This window comes from Curtobacterium sp. ISL-83 (assembly GCF_018613895.1).
GTDB lineage: Bacteria > Actinomycetota > Actinomycetes > Actinomycetales > Microbacteriaceae > Curtobacterium.
Map to the genome: position 1 here is coordinate 15,770 of NZ_JAGGPH010000014.1, position 19,847 is coordinate 35,616.

Sequence of the window (19,847 nt, forward strand, 5' to 3'; positions counted from 1 at the left end):
AGCACACGTGACGCACGCCCTGTTCGAACCGATCACCATCCGTGACCTGACCGTCCGCAACCGCATCTGGGTCTCGCCGATGTGCCAGTACTCGGTCGAACAGCACGACGGCGTCCCCACGCCGTGGCACCTCGTACACCTCGGCGGGTTCGCGAAGGGCGGCGCCGGCGCCGTCGTCGTGGAGGCCACCGGGGTCGTTCCCGAGGGCCGCATCACCCCGCAGGACCTCGGGATCTGGAACGACCAGCAGCGTGACGCGTTCCGCCCGATCGTCGACTTCATCCACTCGCAGGGTGCCGCCGCCGGCGTGCAGCTCGCCCACGCCGGGCGCAAGGCCTCCACGTTCCGCCCGTGGGAGTCCGTCCACGGCAGCGTCCCCGCGGACCAGGGCGGATGGCAGACCGTCGCCCCCTCCGCCGAGGCGTTCGACGGCTACGCGACCCCGCGCGAGCTCGCGACCGAGGACATCCGCGTCGTGGCCCTGGCCTTCGCCGCCGCTGCCCGCCGATCGGTCGAGGCCGGGTTCGACCTGGTCGAGATCCACGCCGCGCACGGGTACCTCCTGCACCAGTTCCTCTCGCCGCTCAGCAACCGCCGCACGGACTCCTACGGCGGGTCGCTCGAGAACCGGGCCCGCGCGCTCCTCGAGGTGCTCGACGCCGTGCGCGCCGAGGTCGGTGAGGGCTTCCCCGTCGTCGTGCGGTTCTCCGCCACCGACTGGGTCGACGGGGGCCTGACGCTCGACGAGACCACGCAGGTCGCCCGGTGGGCGGCCGAGCACGGCGCCGACCTGGCCGACGTCTCGACCGGCGGCAACGTCGCGTCGGCACCGATCCCGGTCGGGCCCGGCTACCAGGTGCCCTTCGCCGCCGCGGTGAAGCGCGACTCGGGCATCGGGACGATCGCGGTCGGCATGATCTCCGAGGCGTTCCAGGCCGAGCAGATCGTGGCGACCGGCCAGGCCGACGTGGTCATGGTGGGCCGTGAGCTCCTCCGCGACCCCGGGTTCCCGCTCCGCGCGGCCGTCGAGCTCGGCGTCAGCGTCGACTACGAGCCGCAGCAGTACCACCGCGCCCGCGTCACGTCCTAGACCGACGTCCGCGACGCGGGTCGCGCCTCCAGGCCGGGGAGGCGCGACCCGCCTTCTGTACGTTCTCACGGTTCCGCCGACCGGCAGGCAGTACCATCGGAGGCACTGTGGACGATCCCCCGAATAGTGCTTCTCCGCCTTCCCACTCATCCGGCGCTCACTCGGTGAGCTGCCCGACCCCGCGCGGCCCGGGGGGTGCATCGTGACACCGATCGACATCGTCATGCTCGTCGGCGGCATCCTGCTGACGCTCGGCACCGGCGTGTTCGTCGCGTCCGAGTTCGCCCTCGTGAACCTCGACCGCGCCGACGTCGAAGCACGGCGCGACCGAGGCGAGACCGGGCTCGCGCCGGTGATCGCGGCGCTCAAGGTCACCTCGACGCACCTGTCGAGCGCGCAGCTCGGCATCACGCTGACGACGCTGCTCACCGGGTACCTGCTCGAACCCTCGATCGCGAAGCTCCTCGAAGCGCCGTTCCTGGCACTCGACATGCCCGAGGGGGTCATCGAGACGGTCGGGTCGATCGTCGCGCTCGTCATCGCCACGCTGCTGTCGATGATCCTGGGCGAACTCGTGCCGAAGAACTTCGCGCTCGCCCTCCCCCTGCAGACCGCTCGACTCGTCGTGCCGGTGCAGGTCGCGTTCACGATGGTCTTCAAGCCCGCGGTCCGCGTGCTGAACGGCACCGCGAACGCCGTCCTCCGGTCGCTCGGGATCGAGCCGCAGGAGGAACTGTCCGGGGCACGGAGCGCCGAGGAGCTCACCTCGCTCCTCCGGCGTTCCGCGTCCGAGGGCTCGCTCGAGCAGGACACCGCCACGCTGCTGCAGCGTACGATCTCGTTCTCCGAGCTGAGCGCCAGCGACGTGATGACCCCGCGGCCGCGCCTCTCGACGATCCGCGTGTCGGAGTCCGCCGACGACGTGATCGCCCTCGCCCGTCGCACCGGGTTCAGCCGGTTCCCCGTCATCGAGGAGGACGCCGACGACGTGGTGGGGCTCGTGCACGTCAAGCAGGCCGTGGCCGTCCCGCGCGAGAAGCGCCGTGACGTGCCGGTCGGTGCGCTGATGACCGACGCCGAGCGGGTACCGGAGACCATGCCCGGCGACACGCTGCTGGCCGAGGTCCGCAGCCGCGGCTACCAGATGGTCATCGTCGTCGACGAGTACGGCGGGACCGCCGGCGTCGTCACGCTCGAGGACCTCGTGGAGGAGCTCGTCGGTGAGGTCTCCGACGAACACGACCGCGCCCGCATCGACGTCGTGCGCTCCCGGAACTGGCTGACGTTCCCGGGGCTCCTGCGGCCGGACGAACTCGAGGACCGCGCCGGCGTGCGCGTGCCCGAGGAGGGCCCGTACGAGACCGTGGGCGGGTTCATCATGTCGACGCTCGGGCGGCTGCCGTCCGTCGGGGACGAGGTCGCGATGGACGACGGGGTGTTCCGCGTCGAGCGGCTCGACGGCCGCCGGGTCGACCGGATCCGGTGGACACCGACACCCTCCGCGACCGAGCCGGGATCCGCCGGTGCGGGGTCGGTCGGTGCGGGGTCGGCCTCTGGGGGCCCGGCGACCGGGTCGACCGCGACCACCGGGTCGAACCCGACCACCAACTCCTCGCCGGTCACCGGCATCATCATCCCCGCGACGAAGGGCGGTTCCCGATGAACGGCCTCGTCCTCGCCACCGGCGACGCCTCCCGCTCGACCAGTTCGGACTGGTGGGGCATCTTCTGGCTCGTCGTGCTCCTGCTCGGCAACGCGTACTTCGTCGCCGCGGAGTTCGCCGTCATCTCGGCACGCCGCTCCCAGATCGAACCACGCGCAGAAGAGGGCTCGAAGGCCGCCCAGATGACCCTGTGGGCGATGGAGCACGCCACCCGGATGCTCGCCACCACGCAGCTAGGCATCACGGTGTGCTCGCTGCTCATCCTGAACGTGTCCGAGCCGGCGATCCACCACCTGCTCGAGGGCCCGCTGCATCTCACCGGGTGGAACGCCGAGGTCATCGGCACGGTGGCCTTCGTGTTCACGCTGCTGCTCGTGTCGTTCCTGCACGTGGTCTTCGGCGAGATGGTCCCCAAGAACATCTCGTTCTCGATGCCGGACCGCGCCGCGCTGCTGCTCGTCCCGACCCTCTGGTACATCGGCCACGGACTGCACTGGGTCATCGTCGGCCTGAACGAGGCGGCGAACGCCGTGCTGCGCCTGTTCAAGGTCGAGCCGAAGGACGAAGCGGTGAGCGCCTTCACCGTGGAGGAGGTCCAGACGATCGTCGAGCAGTCCCGCCGCGAGGGCATGCTGACCGACGACGGCAAGCTCGCCATGGCGTTCGAGTTCACCGAGAAGAAGGTCCGCGACGTCGCCGTGCCGATGGCCGAGCTCGTCACGCTGCCCGACGACGCCACCCCCGGGGACGTCGAGCACGCCGTCGCGCAACGCGGGTTCTCGCGCTACGTGCTCGTCGGCGACGACGGCGACCCCACCGGGTACGTGCACGTGAAGGACGTCATCGACCTGCGCCCGGACGAGTACGACGAGCCGGTGCCGCCGAAGCGCATCCGCCAGCTCATCTCGCTCTACACGGAGATGGACCTCGAGGACGCGCTCGCGACGATGCGCGGGGCTGGACGGCACGTGGCGCGGGCGTTCGACGCGGACGGCCGGACGGTCGGGGTCCTGTTCCTGGAGGACATCCTGGAGGAACTCGTCGGCACCGTCGAGGACGCGACCCGCCGCCGGTAGCCGCACCACCACACGGACGGGAGGTGGGCCCCACCCGCCGGTACCGGCGCGCCGCGCCAGCGGGGTGACGGCCGTGCCGGGAGGGACGGTGCCAGCTGGCACCGCGCCTCCCGTCCGCCGTGGGTCCGGGCCGGAGCGCTGCGCGCTACCAGCTGACGGGGAGCGGCTTGCCCTCCTCGTAGCCGGCGGCCGACTGGATGCCGACGAGCGCCCGCTCGGAGAACTCCGCCAGGCTGGAGGCCCCGGCGTAGGTGGCGGAGCTCCGGACGCCGGTGGTGATCATGTCGAGCAGGTCCTCGACGCTCGGCCGCTCGGGGTCGAGGTAGATCGTCGACGACGAGATCCCCTCGGCGAACAACGCCTTGCGTGCCCGCTCGTACGGGTCGAGGCGCTCGAAGCGCTCCCGCACGGCCTTGGCGGACGCCATCCCCCAGCTCTCCTTGTACGCACGGCCCGCGTCGTCACGCCGGAGCGTCCCCGGGGCTTCGAGCGTCCCCGCGAACCAGGACCCGATCATGACCGCGCTCGCACCGGCCGCCAGGGCGAGGGCGACGTCCCGCGGGTACCGCACGCCCCCGTCGGCCCAGACGTGGGCACCGAGGGAACGAGCGGCGGCCGCGGTCTCGAGGACGGCGGAGAACTGCGGCCGACCGACGGCCGTCATCATGCGCGTGGTGCACATCGCGCCCGGCCCGACGCCGACCTTGATGATCGACGCACCGGCCTCCACCAGGTGGGCGACCGCGTCGGCGGTGACGACGTTGCCCGCGACGAGCGGGATGTCGAGCCCGAGGGCCGCGACCTGGCGGAGCGCCCGGAGCATGCCCTCCTGGTGCCCGTGCGCGGTGTCGAGCACGAGCACGTCGACCCCGGCGGACGCGAGCGCCTGCGCCTTGGCCGCGACGTCTCCGTTGATCCCGACCGCTGCGGCAACCCGGAGCCGGCCGTTCCCGTCGACCGCGGGCCGGTAGATGTCGGAGCGGATGGCGCTCGTCGGGCTGGTCGTGCCGACGACGCGTCCGTGACGGGTGACCGGTGCGAAGTCGACGCCGGCAGCGGTGAGCACGTCGTAGACGTGACGCGGGGTGCCGGCGTCCTCGGCGTCGATGCCGGTGGAGGCGCCGTGCAGCAGGTCGCCGAGGGTGGCGTCGGGTCCGGCGGTCGCCAACCGCGTCGCGGGCACGCAGCCGAGGTACTCCCCCGTCGCGTCACGGACGACCACGCCGCGGCCGGCGACGGGCAGCAGCTGCCCGAGCGCGTCGGCGACGGTGGCGTCCGAGCCCATGTCGTACGCGGTGTCGAACGCGACCGGCTGGTCCTTCACCCACCGGATCGCGGCGTCGAGGTCCTGCAGGTGCATGTCCTGCGGCAGCACACCGAGGCCACCACGGCGGGCGAGCGTCGCCGCCAGCCGCGGTCCGGTGACCGAGTTCATGTTGGCGCTGATGATCGGGATGGTCGCGCCGGACCCGTCGTTCGTGGCGAGGTCCACGTCGAAGCGGCTCGTCACGCTCGAGCGGCTGGGGACGAGGAAGACGTCGGAGTAGGTCAGGTCGTGTGTCGGCCGCGTCTCGTAGAACCTCATGCGCCCCACTGTACGGCTCCGCCGAACGGCCGGTCTGGCGGGTTCCGGGCGCCCGGGGAGCGACACGCGCGGTGCCCGGACAGGGACCGGACTCGCCTCCGACTGACACCGAACGGTCACCTCGGAGCGGCTAGGCTTTCGGTCAGTGCGGCGCAGGGTTGCCCGCACGACACACACGAGCATCTATCGATGGAGAGTGGGCGATCGGCTGTGTCGAGCCATCTGACCGGAACCGACGAGACCGCGGGCGAATTCGGCGCGAACGAGTGGCTCGTGGACGAGCTCTACGAGCAGTTCGTCGCGGACAAGGACTCCGTCGACAAGTCCTGGTGGCCGGTCCTCGAGAGCTACCACCGCACGCAGGGTGGCGACCCCGCTCCGGCGCCGTCCGCGCCCACCGCTCCCGCTGCCTCCGCCCCCGCCCCCGCGCCGACCCAGGCGACGTCGTCGACGCAGCAGCCCGCGACTGGTGACGCCGCCGAGGTGAAGTCCGGGCCGATCCAGGCGAAGACCACCTCGCGCCAGCCGTCCCCGCAGCCGATCCCGGCCGAGGCGAACGACGCCACCGACGACCACGCCGAGACCCACGAGGACGTCGCGACACCGCTCCGCGGCATGGCGAAGACCCTCGCGTCGAACATGGACGCCTCGCTCACCGTCCCGACCGCGACCAGCGTGCGGACGATCCCGGCGAAGCTGATGATCGACAACCGCATCGTCATCAACAACCACCTCCGCCGTGCTCGCGGCGGCAAGATCTCCTTCACGCACCTGATCGGCTGGGCCATGGTGCAGGCGCTCAAGGACACCCCGAACCAGAACGTGTTCTACGAGGAGCGCGACGGCAAGCCCTTCGTCGTCCAGCCCGCGCACGTCGGTCTCGGCATCGCGATCGACGTCCCGAAGAAGGACGGCACGCGCTCGCTCCTCGTGCCGAGCATCAAGCGCGCCGAGTCGCTGACGTTCGGCCAGTTCCTCACCGCCTACGAGGACCTGGTCAAGCGCGCCCGTGACAACAAGCTCACGCCGGCGGACTTCCAGGGCACGACGATCTCCCTGACGAACCCGGGCGGCATCGGCACGGTGCACTCCGTCCCGCGCCTCACGAAGGGCCAGGGGTCGATCATCGGCGCCGGCGCCCTCGAGTACCCGGCGCAGTTCCAGGGCTCGGCGTCGAAGACCCTGATCGAGCTCGGCATCGGCAAGACCATCACGCTGACGAGCACGTACGACCACCGCGTGATCCAGGGCGCTGGGTCGGGCGAGTACCTCAAGCGCGTGCACGAGCGTCTGATCGGCGAGCACGGCTTCTACGAGGGCATCTTCGCCGCACTCCGCATCCCCTACAAGCCGATCCAGTGGGCGAACGACATCAACGTCGACCTGGCGCACCGGGTCAACAAGACCTCGCGCGTGCAGGAGCTCATCAACAGCTTCCGGGTCCGCGGCCACCTGATGGCCGACATCGACCCGCTCGAGTACCGCCAGCGCACCCACCCGGACCTCGAGATCGAGAACCACGGACTGACGTTCTGGGACCTCGACCGCGAGTTCGTCACCGGCGGTCTGGCCGGCACCACGAACGCGCCCCTGCGCGACATCCTCGGGATCCTGCGGGACGCGTACTGCCGCACGACGGGCATCGAGTACATGCACATCCAGGACCCGGAGCAGCGACGCTGGATCCAGGCCCGCATCGAGGTCCCGTACTCGAAGCCCTCGAAGGACGAGCAGCTGCGCGTCCTCGGCAAGCTGAACGAGGCCGAGGCGTTCGAGACCTTCCTGCAGACCAAGTACGTCGGGCAGAAGCGCTTCTCGCTCGAGGGCGGTGAGTCCACGATCGCGTTCCTGGACACCGTCATCCAGCAGGCCGCGGCGGCCGGGCTCGACGAGGTCGCGATCGGCATGGCCCACCGCGGTCGTCTGAACGTCCTGACGAACATCGCCGGCAAGACCTACGGCCAGATCTTCCGCGAGTTCGAGGGCTCGTCGCTGCCGGGCTCCGTCTCCGGGCAGGGCTCGGGCGACGTCAAGTACCACGTCGGCACGGAGGGCGTGTTCCGCGCTTCGGACGGCACCGCCATCCCGGTGACGATCGCCGCCAACCCGTCGCACCTCGAGGCCGTCGACGGCGTGCTCGAGGGCATCGTCCGCGCGAAGCAGGACCGCGAAGCCCCCGGCACCTTCGGCGTGCTGCCCGTGCTCGTGCACGGCGACGCCGCGATGGCCGGGCAGGGCGTCGTCGTGGAGACCCTGCAGATGTCGCAGCTCCGCGGGTACCGCACCGGCGGCACCGTGCACCTCGTGATCAACAACCAGGTCGGGTTCACCACGCCGCCGGAGTCCGCCCGCTCATCGGTGTACTCGACGGACGTCGCGAAGACCATCCAGGCGCCGATCTTCCACGTGAACGGCGACGACCCCGAGGCCGTGGCCCGGGTGGCCGACCTGGCGTTCGCGTACCGCCAGGAGTTCCACCGCGACGTCGTGATCGACCTGGTCTGCTACCGCCGGCGCGGCCACAACGAGGGCGACGACCCCTCGATGACCCAGCCGCTCATGTACAACCTCATCGAGGCGAAGCGCTCCGTCCGCACCCTGTACACCGAGGCCCTGGTCGGCCGCGGCGACATCACGCAGGAAGAGTACGACGAGGCCCACCGCGACTTCCAAGACCGCCTGGAGCGCGCCTTCGCCGAGACGCACGAGGCGCAGACGGGCACCATCCCGGTGATCGACGTCGACGACGACGGTGCCGTGCAGGGGCTCGAGCGTCCCACGGCGCAGCGTGACGACTCCGAACACCAGGTCCGTGAGACCGCGGTGTCGGAAGACCTCGTCCGGGCGATCGGCGACGCGCACAGCAACCCACCGGTCGGCTTCTCGATCCACCCGAAGCTGCAGCAGCTGCTGTCGAAGCGCACCGACATGACGCGCAACGGCGGCATCGACTGGGCGATGGCCGAGCTGATGGCGATCGGTTCGCTCCTCGTCGAGGGCAAGCCGGTACGCCTCGCCGGGCAGGACGCCCGACGCGGCACGTTCGTGCAGCGCCAGGCGGTGTTCCACGACCGGGTGAACGGCCAGGAGTGGCTGCCGCTGTCGAACCTCACCGAGGACCAGGCCCGGTTCTACATCTACGACTCGCTGCTCAGCGAGTACGCGGCGCTGGGCTTCGAGTACGGCTACTCGGTCGAGCGTCCCGACGCGCTGGTGATGTGGGAGGCCCAGTTCGGCGACTTCGCGAACGGTGCCCAGACCATCATCGACGAGTTCATCTCCTCGGCCGAGCAGAAGTGGGGACAGCGCTCCGGCCTCGTCCTGCTGCTCCCGCACGGCTACGAGGGCCAGGGGCCTGACCACTCGTCGGCGCGCATCGAGCGGTACCTGCAGCTCTGCGCCGAGGACAACATGGTGGTGGCCCGGCCGTCCACGCCCGCGTCGTACTTCCACCTGCTGCGTCGTCAGGCGTGGGAGCGCCCGCAGCGCCCGCTGGTCCTGTTCTCCCCGAAGGCGATGCTCCGGCTGCGGCAGGCGACCAGCCCGGTCGACGCGTTCACCACCGGCGGCTTCCGCGAGGTGCTCGACGACGACCGCGTGGCGGACAAGTCGGCCGTGCGTCGCGTCGTCCTGCACTCGGGCAAGGTCCACCACGACCTCCGGGCCGAGGCCGAGAAGCGCGGGATCGACGACGTGGCACTGGTCCGACTCGAGCAGCTCGCGCCGCTCCCCCTCGACCAGATCCTGTCGGTGCTCGCGGGCTACCCGAACGCCGACGTCGTGTGGGCGCAGGAAGAGCCGGAGAACCAGGGCGCCTGGCCGTTCGTGTGCATGAACCTCTCCCCGCACCTGGACGGTCGGCCGATGTCGGTCGCCTCGCGCGCTGCCAGTGCGGCCCCGGCGACGGGCTCGTCGAAGCGCTCCGCACAAGAAGCCGCCGAGGTCATCCGGAAGGCCCTGGGCACCTCCGCCTAGACGGTCCCCGCGTCAGCAGCGACGAACGGAAGCGCCCGGTGTCGGGAGTCCCTCGGACTCCGACACCGGGCGCTTCCCCGCTCGCGACGGCTACACGATCTTCGTGTACCGCAGTCCGGTCTCGTGGTACCCGCGCTTCTGGTAGAACCGGTGCGCGCTGTCGGTCGCGGCGGCGTTCACGGCGCTCAGGCGACGGACGCCCTGCTCGGCCGCCCACGTCTCGAACGTCCCGATGAGCGTGGAACCGGTGCCGAGCCTCCTGGCCGTCCCGTCGACCACCAGCAGGAGCAGCTGCGCCGTCGGCTCGTCGCTCGCGTAGGTCCATGTGAGCTGTGCGCCGGCGACCGCGGTCGCCCGACCGTCCGCGCCGCGGACCAACCAGGTCCGGTGGCCCGCCTCGGGCGTGAGCCGCTCGAGCCGTGCGCGCATCGCGGCGTCGTCGACCTGGTGGCCGAGCAGGCGGACCAGGGCGGCGACGTCAGCGACGTCCGCGTCGGACCATGAGGTGATCGACTCGACGGAGAGGGTCATGGGGTGACCCTACCGACGCCTCCCGGTGTGTGACGACGTGACGGGGGACGACAGGTCGTGCGACGTCAGTGGGTGGCCTGCTCCACGCGGATGCGGGCGAGGATCTCGCTCCGGAGCTGCTCCGGAGCGGTCTCCTTGCACGCGCGCCGCACGGTCTCCATGAGGACGACCCCGACGTGGTGCTCGGTGGTGCAGTCCACGCAGTCCGCCATGTGCTCGCGGATGTCCGCCGCGTCCTCGCGGCCCAGTTCGTCGTGCAGGAACTCCTCGAGTTCTGCCTTCGCCTTCGAGCAGTCGCAGCCGCTCATCGCGCGTCCTTCCCTTCGGAGCGACCAGCGGCCGCTGTTGCCTTCGTCGACCGAGCTGCCGTGGTCGCCGTGGTCGCCGTGGCGCCACGACCTCGCCCGCGCATCGTCGGCGTCGACGCTGCGTCCGGGACGATGCCGGTCTCTCGTGCGTGTTCGGCGAGCAGCCCCCGGAGGAGCCGTCGTCCGCGGTGGAGCCGGCTCATGACCGTCCCGACCGGGGTCTTCATGATCTCGGCGATGTCCTGGTACGAGAAGCCCTCGACATCGGCGAAGTAGACCGCCATCCGGAAGTCCTCCGGGATGGACTGCAGGGCGTCCTTCACGGCGGAGGACGGCAGGTGGTCGATGGCCTCGGCCTCGGCGGAGCGCGCCGAGATCGACTGCGTGATGCTCTCCGCGCCGCCGAGCTGCCAGTCCTCGAGGTCGTCGATGGTGCCCTGGTACGGGTTCCGCTGGTTCTTGCGGTACGTGTTGATGAACGTGTTCGTCAGGATCCGGTAGAGCCACGCCTTGAGGTTCGTGCCCTGGCGGAACTGCCGGAAGGCGGCGAACGCCTTCACGAACGTCTCCTGCACCAGGTCGGACGCGTCGGCGGGGTTCCGTGTCATGCGCATCGCCGCGCCGTAGAGCTGGTCCATGAACGGGAGTGCCTGGTCTTCGAAGAGCGTGCGGAGCTCGTGCTCCGAGACCGTCTTCGCGTCCACGACGTCGGGCTCGGTGGCGTCGGCCGCGTCCGACGTCTCGTCGGTCGCGTCCGCCGTGTCCTCGGACGACCCGTCCTCGAACGCTTCCTGCTCGTCCTCGACCGCGTCCAACTGGACCTCGGTCTCGGTCACGAGGTCCTGGGGTGCTGCCTGCGGCTCGTCGGTCGTCATCGCGGCCCAGTCTAGGCGGACGGCCGCGAGCGGTCCCCCGGACTCGGCGGGGTGTCCGTCGGACCCGGAGACGGGCTCGACGACGGTCGTCACGGCGGCTGCGAGCCGCTCGGACGTCCGTGTCAGTGTTGCTGTCGCCAATGGTCCTCCCGATGCGTTCAGTACCCTTGTGAACTGATGGCTGCTACGACGCATTCCCACCCGACGCCCGAGCCCTGGCGCGCACCGCTCGCACGTGGTCCCCTGCGCGGGGACGTGTCGCTGCCCGGGTCCAAGTCGCTGACGAACCGGGAGCTCGTGCTCGCCGCCCTCGCCGACGGCCCGTCCACGATCCGGCTCCCCCTGCACTCGCGCGACTCGGCGCTCATGCTGGCCGGCCTCCGGCAGCTCGGAGTCGGCATCGACGAGGTCGCTCCCGCGGACGGTGCGGCCCCGAACCCGTACGGACCGGACCTCCGCATCACCCCGGCGGCCATGCACGGCGGGGTCCGGCTCGACTGCGGCCTGGCCGGCACGGTGATGCGCTTCCTGCCCCCGCTCGCCGCGCTGGCGACGGGACCGGTCACGGTCGACGGCGACCCGTACGCCAGGAAGCGTCCGATGGGCGCGATCATCCGCGCGTTGGCGGACCTCGGGGTGGACGTCACCGACGACGGCGACGGCGCGATGCCGTTCTCGTTCACCGGTACCGGATCGGTCCGGGGCGGGGCCCTGTCGATCGACGCCTCCGCCTCGTCCCAGTTCGTCTCCGGCCTGCTGCTCTCCGCGCCCCGGTTCGACGAGGGCCTCCACCTCACGCACGTCGGCGAGCGCCTGCCGAGCCTGCCGCACATCGAGATGACCGTGGCCGCACTGCGCGCGCGCGGCGTCCGGGTGGACGAGCCCGCGATCGGCGAGTGGGTGGTGCACCCGGGGCCGATCGCCGCGCGGGACACCACCATCGAACCCGACCTGTCGAACGCCGCACCGTTCGCCGTCGCCGCGCTCGTCGCCGGCGGCACCGTGCGGATCCGGACCTGGCCCGCCGAGACGACGCAGGTCGGCGCCGACCTCGAGACGCTCCTGCCCCTGTGGGGCGCGACCGTGGTCCGTGATGGTGACGACCTGGTGGTCGACGGCGGCGTCGGGATCCGGGGCGGGGCCTCCTTGCCGGGTGTCACGCTGGACCTGAGCCGCGGCGGCGAGCTGGCACCGGCGCTCGTCGCGCTGTCGGCCCTGGCCGACGAGCCGAGCGAGGTCACCGGCATCGGGCACCTGCGCGGGCACGAGACGGACCGGCTCGCCGCCCTGGCGGCGGACCTGAACCGGTCGGGAGGCGCGGTGCACGAACTCGACGACGGGCTGCGGATCACGCCGGCGCCGCTCCACGGCTCGGCGTGGGCCGCGTACGACGACCACCGGATGGCGACCGCGGGGGCGATCGTCGGCCTCGTCGTGGACGGCATCGCGGTCGACGACATCGGGTCGACCGCGAAGACGCTGCCGCAGTTCCCGGAGCTGTGGGCCGCGCTGGTGGCGACGTCCGTCCCCGCCGACGGGAGCGTGTCCCGATGAGCTGGTGGGACGACGGCGACGGTGCCGACACCGACGAGGACGAGCCGTACGGGCAGTACGACGAGTCGAGCGTGCGGGTCCGACCGAACCCGAAGGGCAACCGGCCCCGCACGAAGACGCGGCCGACGTACGACAACGCCCCGACGGGTTGGGTGACGAACGTCGACCGTGGGCGGTTCGGCGTCCTCGTGTCCGTGGAGGGCGTCGAGCACGTCATCACCGCCACGAAGGCCCGGGAGCTCGGCCGGAAGTCGGTCGTGACCGGCGACCACGTGTCGCTCGCCGGTGACGTGTCCGGTGACGAGGGCAGCCTCGCCCGGATCGTGAAGGTCGCCGAGCGGACGACCCTGCTGCGCCGGAGCGCGGACGACACCGACGAGGTCGAGCGGGTGATCGTGGCGAACGCCGACCAGATGCTCATCGTCGTCGCCGCAGCCGACCCCGAGCCGCGGACCCGGTTGATCGACCGGTACCTGGTCGCCGCGTTCGACGCGGGGCTCGACCCGATCCTCTGCATCACGAAGACGGACCTCGCGGACCCGGGCCCGTTCCTGGCGCACTTCGCCTGCCTGGATCTGCAGATCGTCACGAGCCGGCAGGACGACGTGCCGTTCGACGCCCTGCACGAGCTGCTCGACGACAAGGTGACGGTCACGGTGGGGCACTCCGGTGTCGGGAAGTCGACGCTCGTGAACGCCCTCACCGGGTCGACGCGGGCGATCGGTGTCGTCAACTCGGTGACCGGACGGGGGCGCCACACGTCGTCGTCCTCGATCGCGCTCCGGGTGAACAACGGCGGGTGGATCATCGACACCCCTGGCGTGCGGTCGTTCGGGCTCGGGCACGTCGAGCCGGCCAACGTGTTCCGGTCCTTCGCCTCGCACGCCATCCCCGTGCTGCCGGCGCCGGACGGCATCCCGCTGGACCAGGCGCACGACTGGGAGATCGTCGATCGGGTGCAGGCCGGGGAGCTCGGGCCGACCGGGGTCGAGCGGTTGGACTCCTTCCGCGCGCTGCTGACCGGCATGGGCGGCGAGGACCCCGGGACGGAGTAGCCCGGCGGCGCCGGTGCCGTGCCGTTACCGGTGCCGGTGCCGAACGGGCTCGGCGCGGCGCCGATCGGGCACTTCCTGGCACGTTCGGGCTCGCCAGGCGACGGACAACGCCCGCTCGCCGATCGGCCCGCGGCGTGTCGTGCCCGGTCGAGGGCCGCCGCTCGGGGCCGAGGCGCGACCGGCGACCGTCCGAGGGGCTGGCTCCGACGCTCCCGCCGTCGGGCGCCGAGCGGGCACATTCCGGCACACTCGCAGCTCCTCGGCGACGACGTCCGCACGCTCGGCGGACCCGGCACGACGTGTCGTGCCCGTTCGACGGTGGACGGTCGACGGCTGGACGGGTGGACGGCTGGACCGGCGAGCGGGCACGTTCCGGCACACTCGCCGCTCCTCGGCGACGACGTCCGCACGCTCGGCGGACCCCGCACGACGTGTCGTGCCCGCTCGACGGGTAGACGGGTAGACGGCTGGCCGGCTCGACGGGTAGACGGATGGACGGATGGACGGCCGGCGATTTGACGTCCGGTGCAATGAGTCAGTCGCTCGGGCGACGGACGGGTCGACAGGCTCGCGGGGACGATGTACAGTCGGACCGTGTCTGAAGTTGCAAAGTACAACTTTGCGCCGACCACCGTCGACGCTCCGTCCTCCCCCACGATGACGACGACGACGTCGCACCCGCCACTCTCCCCGTCCACCCCGCACGTCGGGACCCACGCCGCTCCCCGGAGCCCCCGCCGCCCGGACGAGCCCACGCTCCTCCGCCCCGCCGGGCTCGGCCGCACCCTGCTGTCGTTCGCGACGCACATCCTGGTGCCGCTGTTCCTCGCGGCCGGCATGGGGCTGGCGTACCTCGGCGCATTCCACGCCCCGATGCCGAAGGACCTCCCCGTCGGCATCGTGGGGCAGGGCCCGGCAGCACAGGTCTTCGCCCAGACCGTGACCGACCAGTCCAAGGGAGCCCTCGTGGCCCACGTCGTCGCGAGTCCCGCGCAGGCGGAGCAACGCGTCCGTGACCGCGACCTCGCTGCCGTGTACGCTCCCGGCACGACCGGAGCGACGCTCTACGTGTCGACGGCGGCGTCCGAGACGACCGCCACCGCGGCGCAGAAGGTCTTCCTGCCGATCGCGTACGGCCAGCACCTGCCGTTCACGGTCAAGGACGTCGTGCCGGCTGGTGACCAGGACTCCACCGGCCAGGGCCTGTTCTTCCTGCTCGTCGCCCTGAGCGTCGGCGGGTACGCCTCGGCGATCGCCGTCGCCGCGTTCGCGACCCGACTCCGCGCCGTGTGGACGGTCGTGGTCGGCCTCGCGACGGCCGGCGTCGTCGCGGGCATCGGGATCCTGATCGCCGGTCCGGTCTACGGGGTCGTCACCGACCACCGGTGGCAGGTCTTCCTGTTCGCGTGGATGTACGACGCGATCATCATCGGACTCGGCATCGGGCTGCACCCGATCCTCGGACGCTGGACGACGCCGATCCTCACGATGCTCTTCGTGATGCTCAACTTCACGTCGTCGGGCGGGATCTTCCAGCCGGCGTTCCAGCCCGGCTTCTTCGCCGCGCTGCACGCGTTCTGGAGCGGTGCCGCCTGGCTGCAGGCAGCCCAGGACCTGCAGTACTTCCCGGGCGCCTCGCTGGGTCGTCCGTCACTCGTGCTCGCCCTGTGGCTCGCCGCGACGGTGCTCCTCTGCGTGGTCGTACACGGACTCGTCGCACGGCGGACCCGCATCGCCCGCGAGCGTGAGGTCACCCGGCTCGAGGAAGAAGAGGTCGTGGCCGCCTAGCGCGCACGCCGCCGCGGAGCCCGCACTACGCTCGACGCGTGGACCTCAGCGCCGACCTGGACTTCGCCCGTTCCCTCGCCGACACCGCCGACGCGATCAGCCTCGAGCGGTTCCGCGCAGCCGACCTGCACGTGTCGAAGAAGGCCGACAGCACGCACGTCACCGACGCCGACCAGGCCGTCGAGCGTGCACTGCGGGAGCGCCTCGCGGCGGAACGACCGGACGACGCCTTCCTCGGCGAGGAGACGACCGCGGACACCGGTGCCGAGGCCGTCAGCGAAGGGCACCGCCAGTGGGTGGTGGACCCGATCGACGGCACCGCGAACTACCTGCGCGGGGTCCCGGTCTGGGCAACGCTCATCGCCCTCGCGGTGGACGGCCGTCCGGTCCTCGGCGTCGTCAGCGCGCCGGCCCTCGGCAAGCGCTGGTGGGCGGCGGAAGGACTCGGTGCGCACTCCCTCGACGGCCCGCTGCACGTCTCCGGCGTCGCGGAGCTCCCCGAGGCGAGCCTGAGCTACAACAGCATCCAGCAGTGGGACGACGACGACCGTCTCGAGCCCCTGATCGAGCTCTCCCGCCGGGTCTGGCGGACTCGCGCCTACGGCGACATGTGGTCGTACATGCTCGTCGCCGAAGGTGCGCTCGACATCGCCGGCGAACCGGACCTGAAGCCGTGGGACATCGCCGCGCTCGTCCCGATCGTGGAGGAGGCTGGCGGCCGTTTCACCTCGCTCGACGGCGACCCGGGGCCGTGGCACGGCAGCGCGCTGGCGACGAACGGACTGGTCCACGACGCCGTCGTCGAGGTCATCCGCCGCTGATCCGGGCTGCGTGCGACACCACCGCTGTCCGACGACAACGGCCAGGTCGCACCGCAGCCACGACGCACGACGCGACGACTCCCACGATGTCGCGAACCCGGACCTGCACGACCGCCGACCACCCACCGGCACGAACGTCCCCCGGACCCGTCCCCCGAACGCTCCGACCACCCCGACACACCCCATCGCGACGGTGTACCCCGGCCGGGGGTCGCAGGTCGTCCGAGATCGGCACACCGCCCTGGAACCGGCGGAGAAGCGTACCCCGATTCCGTCCCGCGGACCCCGGGTCACCCCCGCAATGGGGCACTCGTCCCCCCCGGACTGGGGACACGCAGGGGGACAATCGCTCGCGGCGACCGGACAAGACGAGAAGAACCTGAGTTATCGTGCTTTTCAACGGCAGGTACAGAAGACGTCTCGGATTCCCTAGATCCGTCACCGACCCGGCCCGTCGTGTTCGTCCGGAAGACCCTAACCCGAGGGGTGATACAGACGATGACTTCATCGTTCCCAGGCGGAAGCGAGTGCACCCTCACTCGTGGTCCGCGTTCAGACCACCACAACCCACGACACGTGACGCTGCGCCCGCGCACCGTCCCGTCGCTGCGTCCGCGCGGCGTCCTGCTGCTCCCGTCCCGGAGCCTCCCGACGCTGCCCTCGCGCCGCGTCCCGTCGTTGTTCGCATCCGGACCCGGAGCTCGGTGAGTCATGGCACTCACCGGTCGCCGTCTTGAGGTCGACCGGATCGCGACCCTCGCGGTACTCCCCCGGGAGTCCGCGATGGTTGTCGTCGGCGACCCTGGTTCCGGACGCAGCAGCGTCCTCGACGCGGTCGCGAACCGCGTCTCCCTCCCCGTCGTGCGCGTCGGTGTCAACGGAAGCGAAGCACGCTGGCCCTTGGCCGGCGTGACCGCCCTGTTCACCGCACTCGACGACCCCCGTGCCACGGCGCACATCGCCCACCTGCTGCAGGCGGGCGCCCAGATCCCGGCCTCGGCCGACGGTCTCGCCGCTGCACACGACTTCCTCGATGCCGTCCACGCGCTGACGCTCCCGCCGACGCTCGTGCTCATCGACGACCTGGACCGGATGGACGCGGAGAGCCAGGAGCTCATCGCGTTCCTCGCCGGACGACTCGCGGGCACCGCGCTGCGCGTCGTGGCGAGTGTCAGGACCGTGCCGTCGAACGGCCCCCTGGCGGCGCTGCCGATGCTGCGCCTGGAGCCCCTGCCCGCGGACGAGGCGCTCGTCCTCGCCCGCGACATGGCTCCCGAAGAAGCGAACGACGGCGTCCTCGCGGTCCTCGCCGAGGAGACGGGCGGCAACCCCGGTGCACTGCGTGAGCAGCTCGCCGTGCTGTCCCGCGAGCAGTTGAACGGCTCCGAGCCGCTCGTGCTGCCACTCCGCCCCACACCGACCACCGAGGCGATCGCCGCCGTGGTGCTCGGTTCGACTGCGGGACGAGATCTGGACGTCCTCGCACGACTGGCACTGGTCCCCACGGCGAAGGCCTCCGGCTGGGACCGTGACGAGGTCGACGACCTCGTCGGTGCCGGACTCGCCTCCGTCCGCGGCCAGTCCGTGACGGTGCGCGACCCGCTGGTCCGCTCCGCGCTGTACTGGAAGATGGGCGCCCGCGACCGGCGGAACGCGCACGCCGAACTGGCCGAGGCGAGCGCGGAGTCCGATCCCCGCGCCGCCGCGTGGCACCGCAGCTTCGTCGACGACGTCCCGGACGTCGTGGCGCTGCTGGCCGCGGCCCGGTCGTACGCGATCGACGGCAACCCGTCGGCCGCGGTGACCCTCACCGAGCGTGCGCTGCACATCGGTGGCGGCGTCGAGGACGAACACGAAGCGCTCCTCGGGGTCGCCGAGGTCCTGCTCGGCCGTCGGTTGCTCGGGCTCGCCGCCCGGTACCTCGCCGCGATCCGGCCGTTCCGGTCGACCCCGCAGGAGGTCCGCCGCCTCCGCCTGCAGTACTCGGTGGAGTACCTGAGCGGTGACACGGTGCACGCCGACGAGCTGCTGTTCCCGGTGGGGACGGCCGAGCCGGCCGACGGTGACGCCGTCGCCGGACTGCTGGCCATGGTGGCGTGCTTCCGCGGGGAGGCGTGGGAGCTCGACCAGGCCCGCGACCTGCTCGCACGTGCCGCACAGCACGAGGCGACCGCCTCACCCCGCACGCTCGAGATCATCACGAGCGCCCGCGAGCTCATCGCGGCGGTCGACGGCACCCTGCCCGCCGACTCGGACCTGCACGAGGGGCTCTCGTCGAGCGTCCTGCTCGGCATGTCCGACCCGGCACTGTTGCTGCTCGCGCACGCGCTCAGCATCGCCGAGCGCTACCGCAGCGCCCGTCGGGTGTTCGCCCTGGTCCTCGCCCGTGGTCCGGAGACAGCCGTGATGTGGACCGAGGCCGCCCGCTACCTGTCCGCCGAGAACGAGGTGCGCTCCGGGAACTTCCGGCAGGCGCTCCGCGCGATCGACGTGTGGGAGGCCGGCTCGTCGATCACCGAACGCCTGCGGGACCCGTCCCGCGTGACGGCGCTCGCATGGCGGCACTTCGCGGAGGGCCGGTCCGCCGAGGCGCTCGACGTCCTGGACCGGTGCCTGGAGCAGCGCACCACGAACCGCCTCTGGGGCGCGACCGCGAAGCTCCACGCCCTGCGCGGCCGGGTACTGCTGCTCGACGGCCGTCTGGACGAGGCGGTCACCGCGCTGGAGGCCGCCGACGCCATCGGTCGGTCGCTCCGGAACCCGGCGCTGCTCCGGCACCTGGGCGACCTGGTCGAGACGTACGTCCGGCTCGGACGGATGGACGATGCCCGTGCGATCACGGCACGACTGGCGGGCGACCACCACGCTCGGCCGTCCCGCTGGGGTGCGCTCGTGCTCGCCCGGAGCCTGGCACTCGTGTCCGACGACACCACGCGGGAGATCGCGCGTCGGCGTGCCCTGGAACTGTTCCAGCCGCACGACTCGCAGTTCGAACGCGCTCGGACGTTCGCCGCGCTCGCGGTGACGGGCACCCCGAGCGAGCGTCCGCGGCTCGGTGCCGCTGCCGCCGCGGCGTACGAGGCCGCCGGGTTGCGTCGGCCCCTCGCCACGCCGTCCCCGGCCGCCGCGATGCCGATGGCCACGCCGATGTCGTCCCTGCGCTCCGCACCCGTGCTGTCGCTCCCGGGCAGCCCGCGGAGCGCTCCGGACGCGTCGACCGTGCTCACGTCGCTGACGGCGGAGGAACGTGCCGTCGTGCAGAAGGTGACCGAGGGGTACCGCAACCGCGAGATCGCCTCGTCGCTCTTCATGTCGCAGCGCACAGTCGAACTGCGGCTGACGCAGATCTACCGCAAGGTGGGCGCGCGCTCGCGCTCGCACCTGGTCGCGCTGCTCACCTGAGCGGACCACACGACGGGACGGGAGGCCCGGTGCCAGCTGGCACCGGGCCTCCCGTCCCGTCGTGTGCGGGGCCACGGGCCCGCCGCGCCGGTGCGAGGCTGCCGCGTTGCGGGACACCGCACCA

The 19,847-nt window shown here is 71.7% G+C and carries 13 protein-coding genes; 9 read left to right on the top strand and 4 right to left on the bottom strand.

Features of this window, described 5'->3' with window-relative positions:
• The first annotated feature begins 7 nt into the window (after positions 1–7).
• The 3 genes from J7E22_RS14265 to J7E22_RS14275 all read left to right on the top strand — a co-directional run bounded on the left by J7E22_RS14265 (position 8) and on the right by J7E22_RS14275 (position 3,829).
• Positions 8–1,090: an NADH:flavin oxidoreductase/NADH oxidase gene (locus J7E22_RS14265; protein WP_214982499.1), complete on the top strand. Its 1,083-nt coding sequence runs from the start codon at positions 8–10 to the stop codon at positions 1,088–1,090.
• Positions 1,091–1,313: 223 nt separating this feature from the next.
• Positions 1,314–2,753 carry a hemolysin family protein gene (locus tag J7E22_RS14270; protein ID WP_214982523.1) on the top strand — a complete coding sequence of 480 codons (1,440 nt, stop codon included), beginning with the start codon at positions 1,314–1,316 and terminating at the stop codon, positions 2,751–2,753.
• On the top strand, positions 2,750–3,829 hold the full coding sequence (locus J7E22_RS14275) for a hemolysin family protein (RefSeq protein WP_214982500.1): 1,080 nt from the start codon (positions 2,750–2,752) through the stop codon (positions 3,827–3,829). Before J7E22_RS14270 ends, J7E22_RS14275 begins: the two co-directional genes overlap by 4 nt.
• A gap of 145 nt (positions 3,830–3,974) precedes the next feature.
• On the opposite strand, the gene J7E22_RS14280 is transcribed toward J7E22_RS14275, so the two are convergent.
• Positions 3,975–5,414, bottom strand: a complete 1,440-nt coding sequence (locus J7E22_RS14280; RefSeq protein WP_214982501.1) for a GuaB1 family IMP dehydrogenase-related protein — start codon at positions 5,412–5,414, stop codon at positions 3,975–3,977.
• A 210-nt stretch (positions 5,415–5,624) separates the two neighbouring features.
• Here J7E22_RS14280 and J7E22_RS14285 point away from each other — a divergent pair, with 210 nt between their 5' ends.
• Entirely contained in the window at positions 5,625–9,389 is a 3,765-nt protein-coding gene (locus tag J7E22_RS14285; protein ID WP_214982502.1) for a multifunctional oxoglutarate decarboxylase/oxoglutarate dehydrogenase thiamine pyrophosphate-binding subunit/dihydrolipoyllysine-residue succinyltransferase subunit, read from the top strand.
• 90 nt (positions 9,390–9,479) lie between these two features.
• On the opposite strand, the gene J7E22_RS14290 is transcribed toward J7E22_RS14285, so the two are convergent.
• The 3 genes from J7E22_RS14290 to J7E22_RS14300 all read right to left on the bottom strand — a co-directional run bounded on the left by J7E22_RS14290 (position 9,480) and on the right by J7E22_RS14300 (position 10,932).
• Complete coding sequence (locus J7E22_RS14290; protein ID WP_214982503.1) at positions 9,480–9,920, bottom strand: GNAT family N-acetyltransferase; 441 nt, start codon at positions 9,918–9,920, stop codon at positions 9,480–9,482.
• A gap of 65 nt (positions 9,921–9,985) precedes the next feature.
• Complete coding sequence (locus J7E22_RS14295) at positions 9,986–10,228, bottom strand: zf-HC2 domain-containing protein (RefSeq protein WP_214982504.1); 243 nt, start codon at positions 10,226–10,228, stop codon at positions 9,986–9,988.
• Complete coding sequence (locus tag J7E22_RS14300; RefSeq protein ID WP_308159266.1) at positions 10,225–10,932, bottom strand: sigma-70 family RNA polymerase sigma factor; 708 nt, start codon at positions 10,930–10,932, stop codon at positions 10,225–10,227. Before J7E22_RS14300 ends, J7E22_RS14295 begins: the two co-directional genes overlap by 4 nt.
• Before the next feature lie 348 nt (positions 10,933–11,280).
• Between J7E22_RS14300 and aroA the strand changes: the two genes are divergently transcribed.
• The 5 genes from aroA to J7E22_RS14325 all read left to right on the top strand — a co-directional run bounded on the left by aroA (position 11,281) and on the right by J7E22_RS14325 (position 19,723).
• A complete protein-coding gene (aroA, locus tag J7E22_RS14305; RefSeq protein ID WP_214982505.1) occupies positions 11,281–12,657 on the top strand; it encodes a 3-phosphoshikimate 1-carboxyvinyltransferase in 1,377 nt (458 codons plus the stop codon).
• Complete coding sequence (rsgA, locus tag J7E22_RS14310; protein ID WP_214982506.1) at positions 12,654–13,712, top strand: ribosome small subunit-dependent GTPase A; 1,059 nt, start codon at positions 12,654–12,656, stop codon at positions 13,710–13,712. Before aroA ends, rsgA begins: the two co-directional genes overlap by 4 nt.
• Positions 13,713–14,306: 594 nt before the next feature.
• On the top strand, positions 14,307–15,500 hold the full coding sequence (locus J7E22_RS14315; RefSeq protein ID WP_214982507.1) for a hypothetical protein: 1,194 nt from the start codon (positions 14,307–14,309) through the stop codon (positions 15,498–15,500).
• Between the two features lie 38 nt (positions 15,501–15,538).
• Positions 15,539–16,321, top strand: coding sequence for an inositol monophosphatase family protein (locus tag J7E22_RS14320; protein ID WP_214982508.1), 783 nt, complete (start codon positions 15,539–15,541; stop codon positions 16,319–16,321).
• A gap of 711 nt (positions 16,322–17,032) precedes the next feature.
• Entirely contained in the window at positions 17,033–19,723 is a 2,691-nt protein-coding gene (locus J7E22_RS14325) for a LuxR family transcriptional regulator (protein WP_214982509.1), read from the top strand.
• Positions 19,724–19,847: the final 124 nt, after the last annotated feature.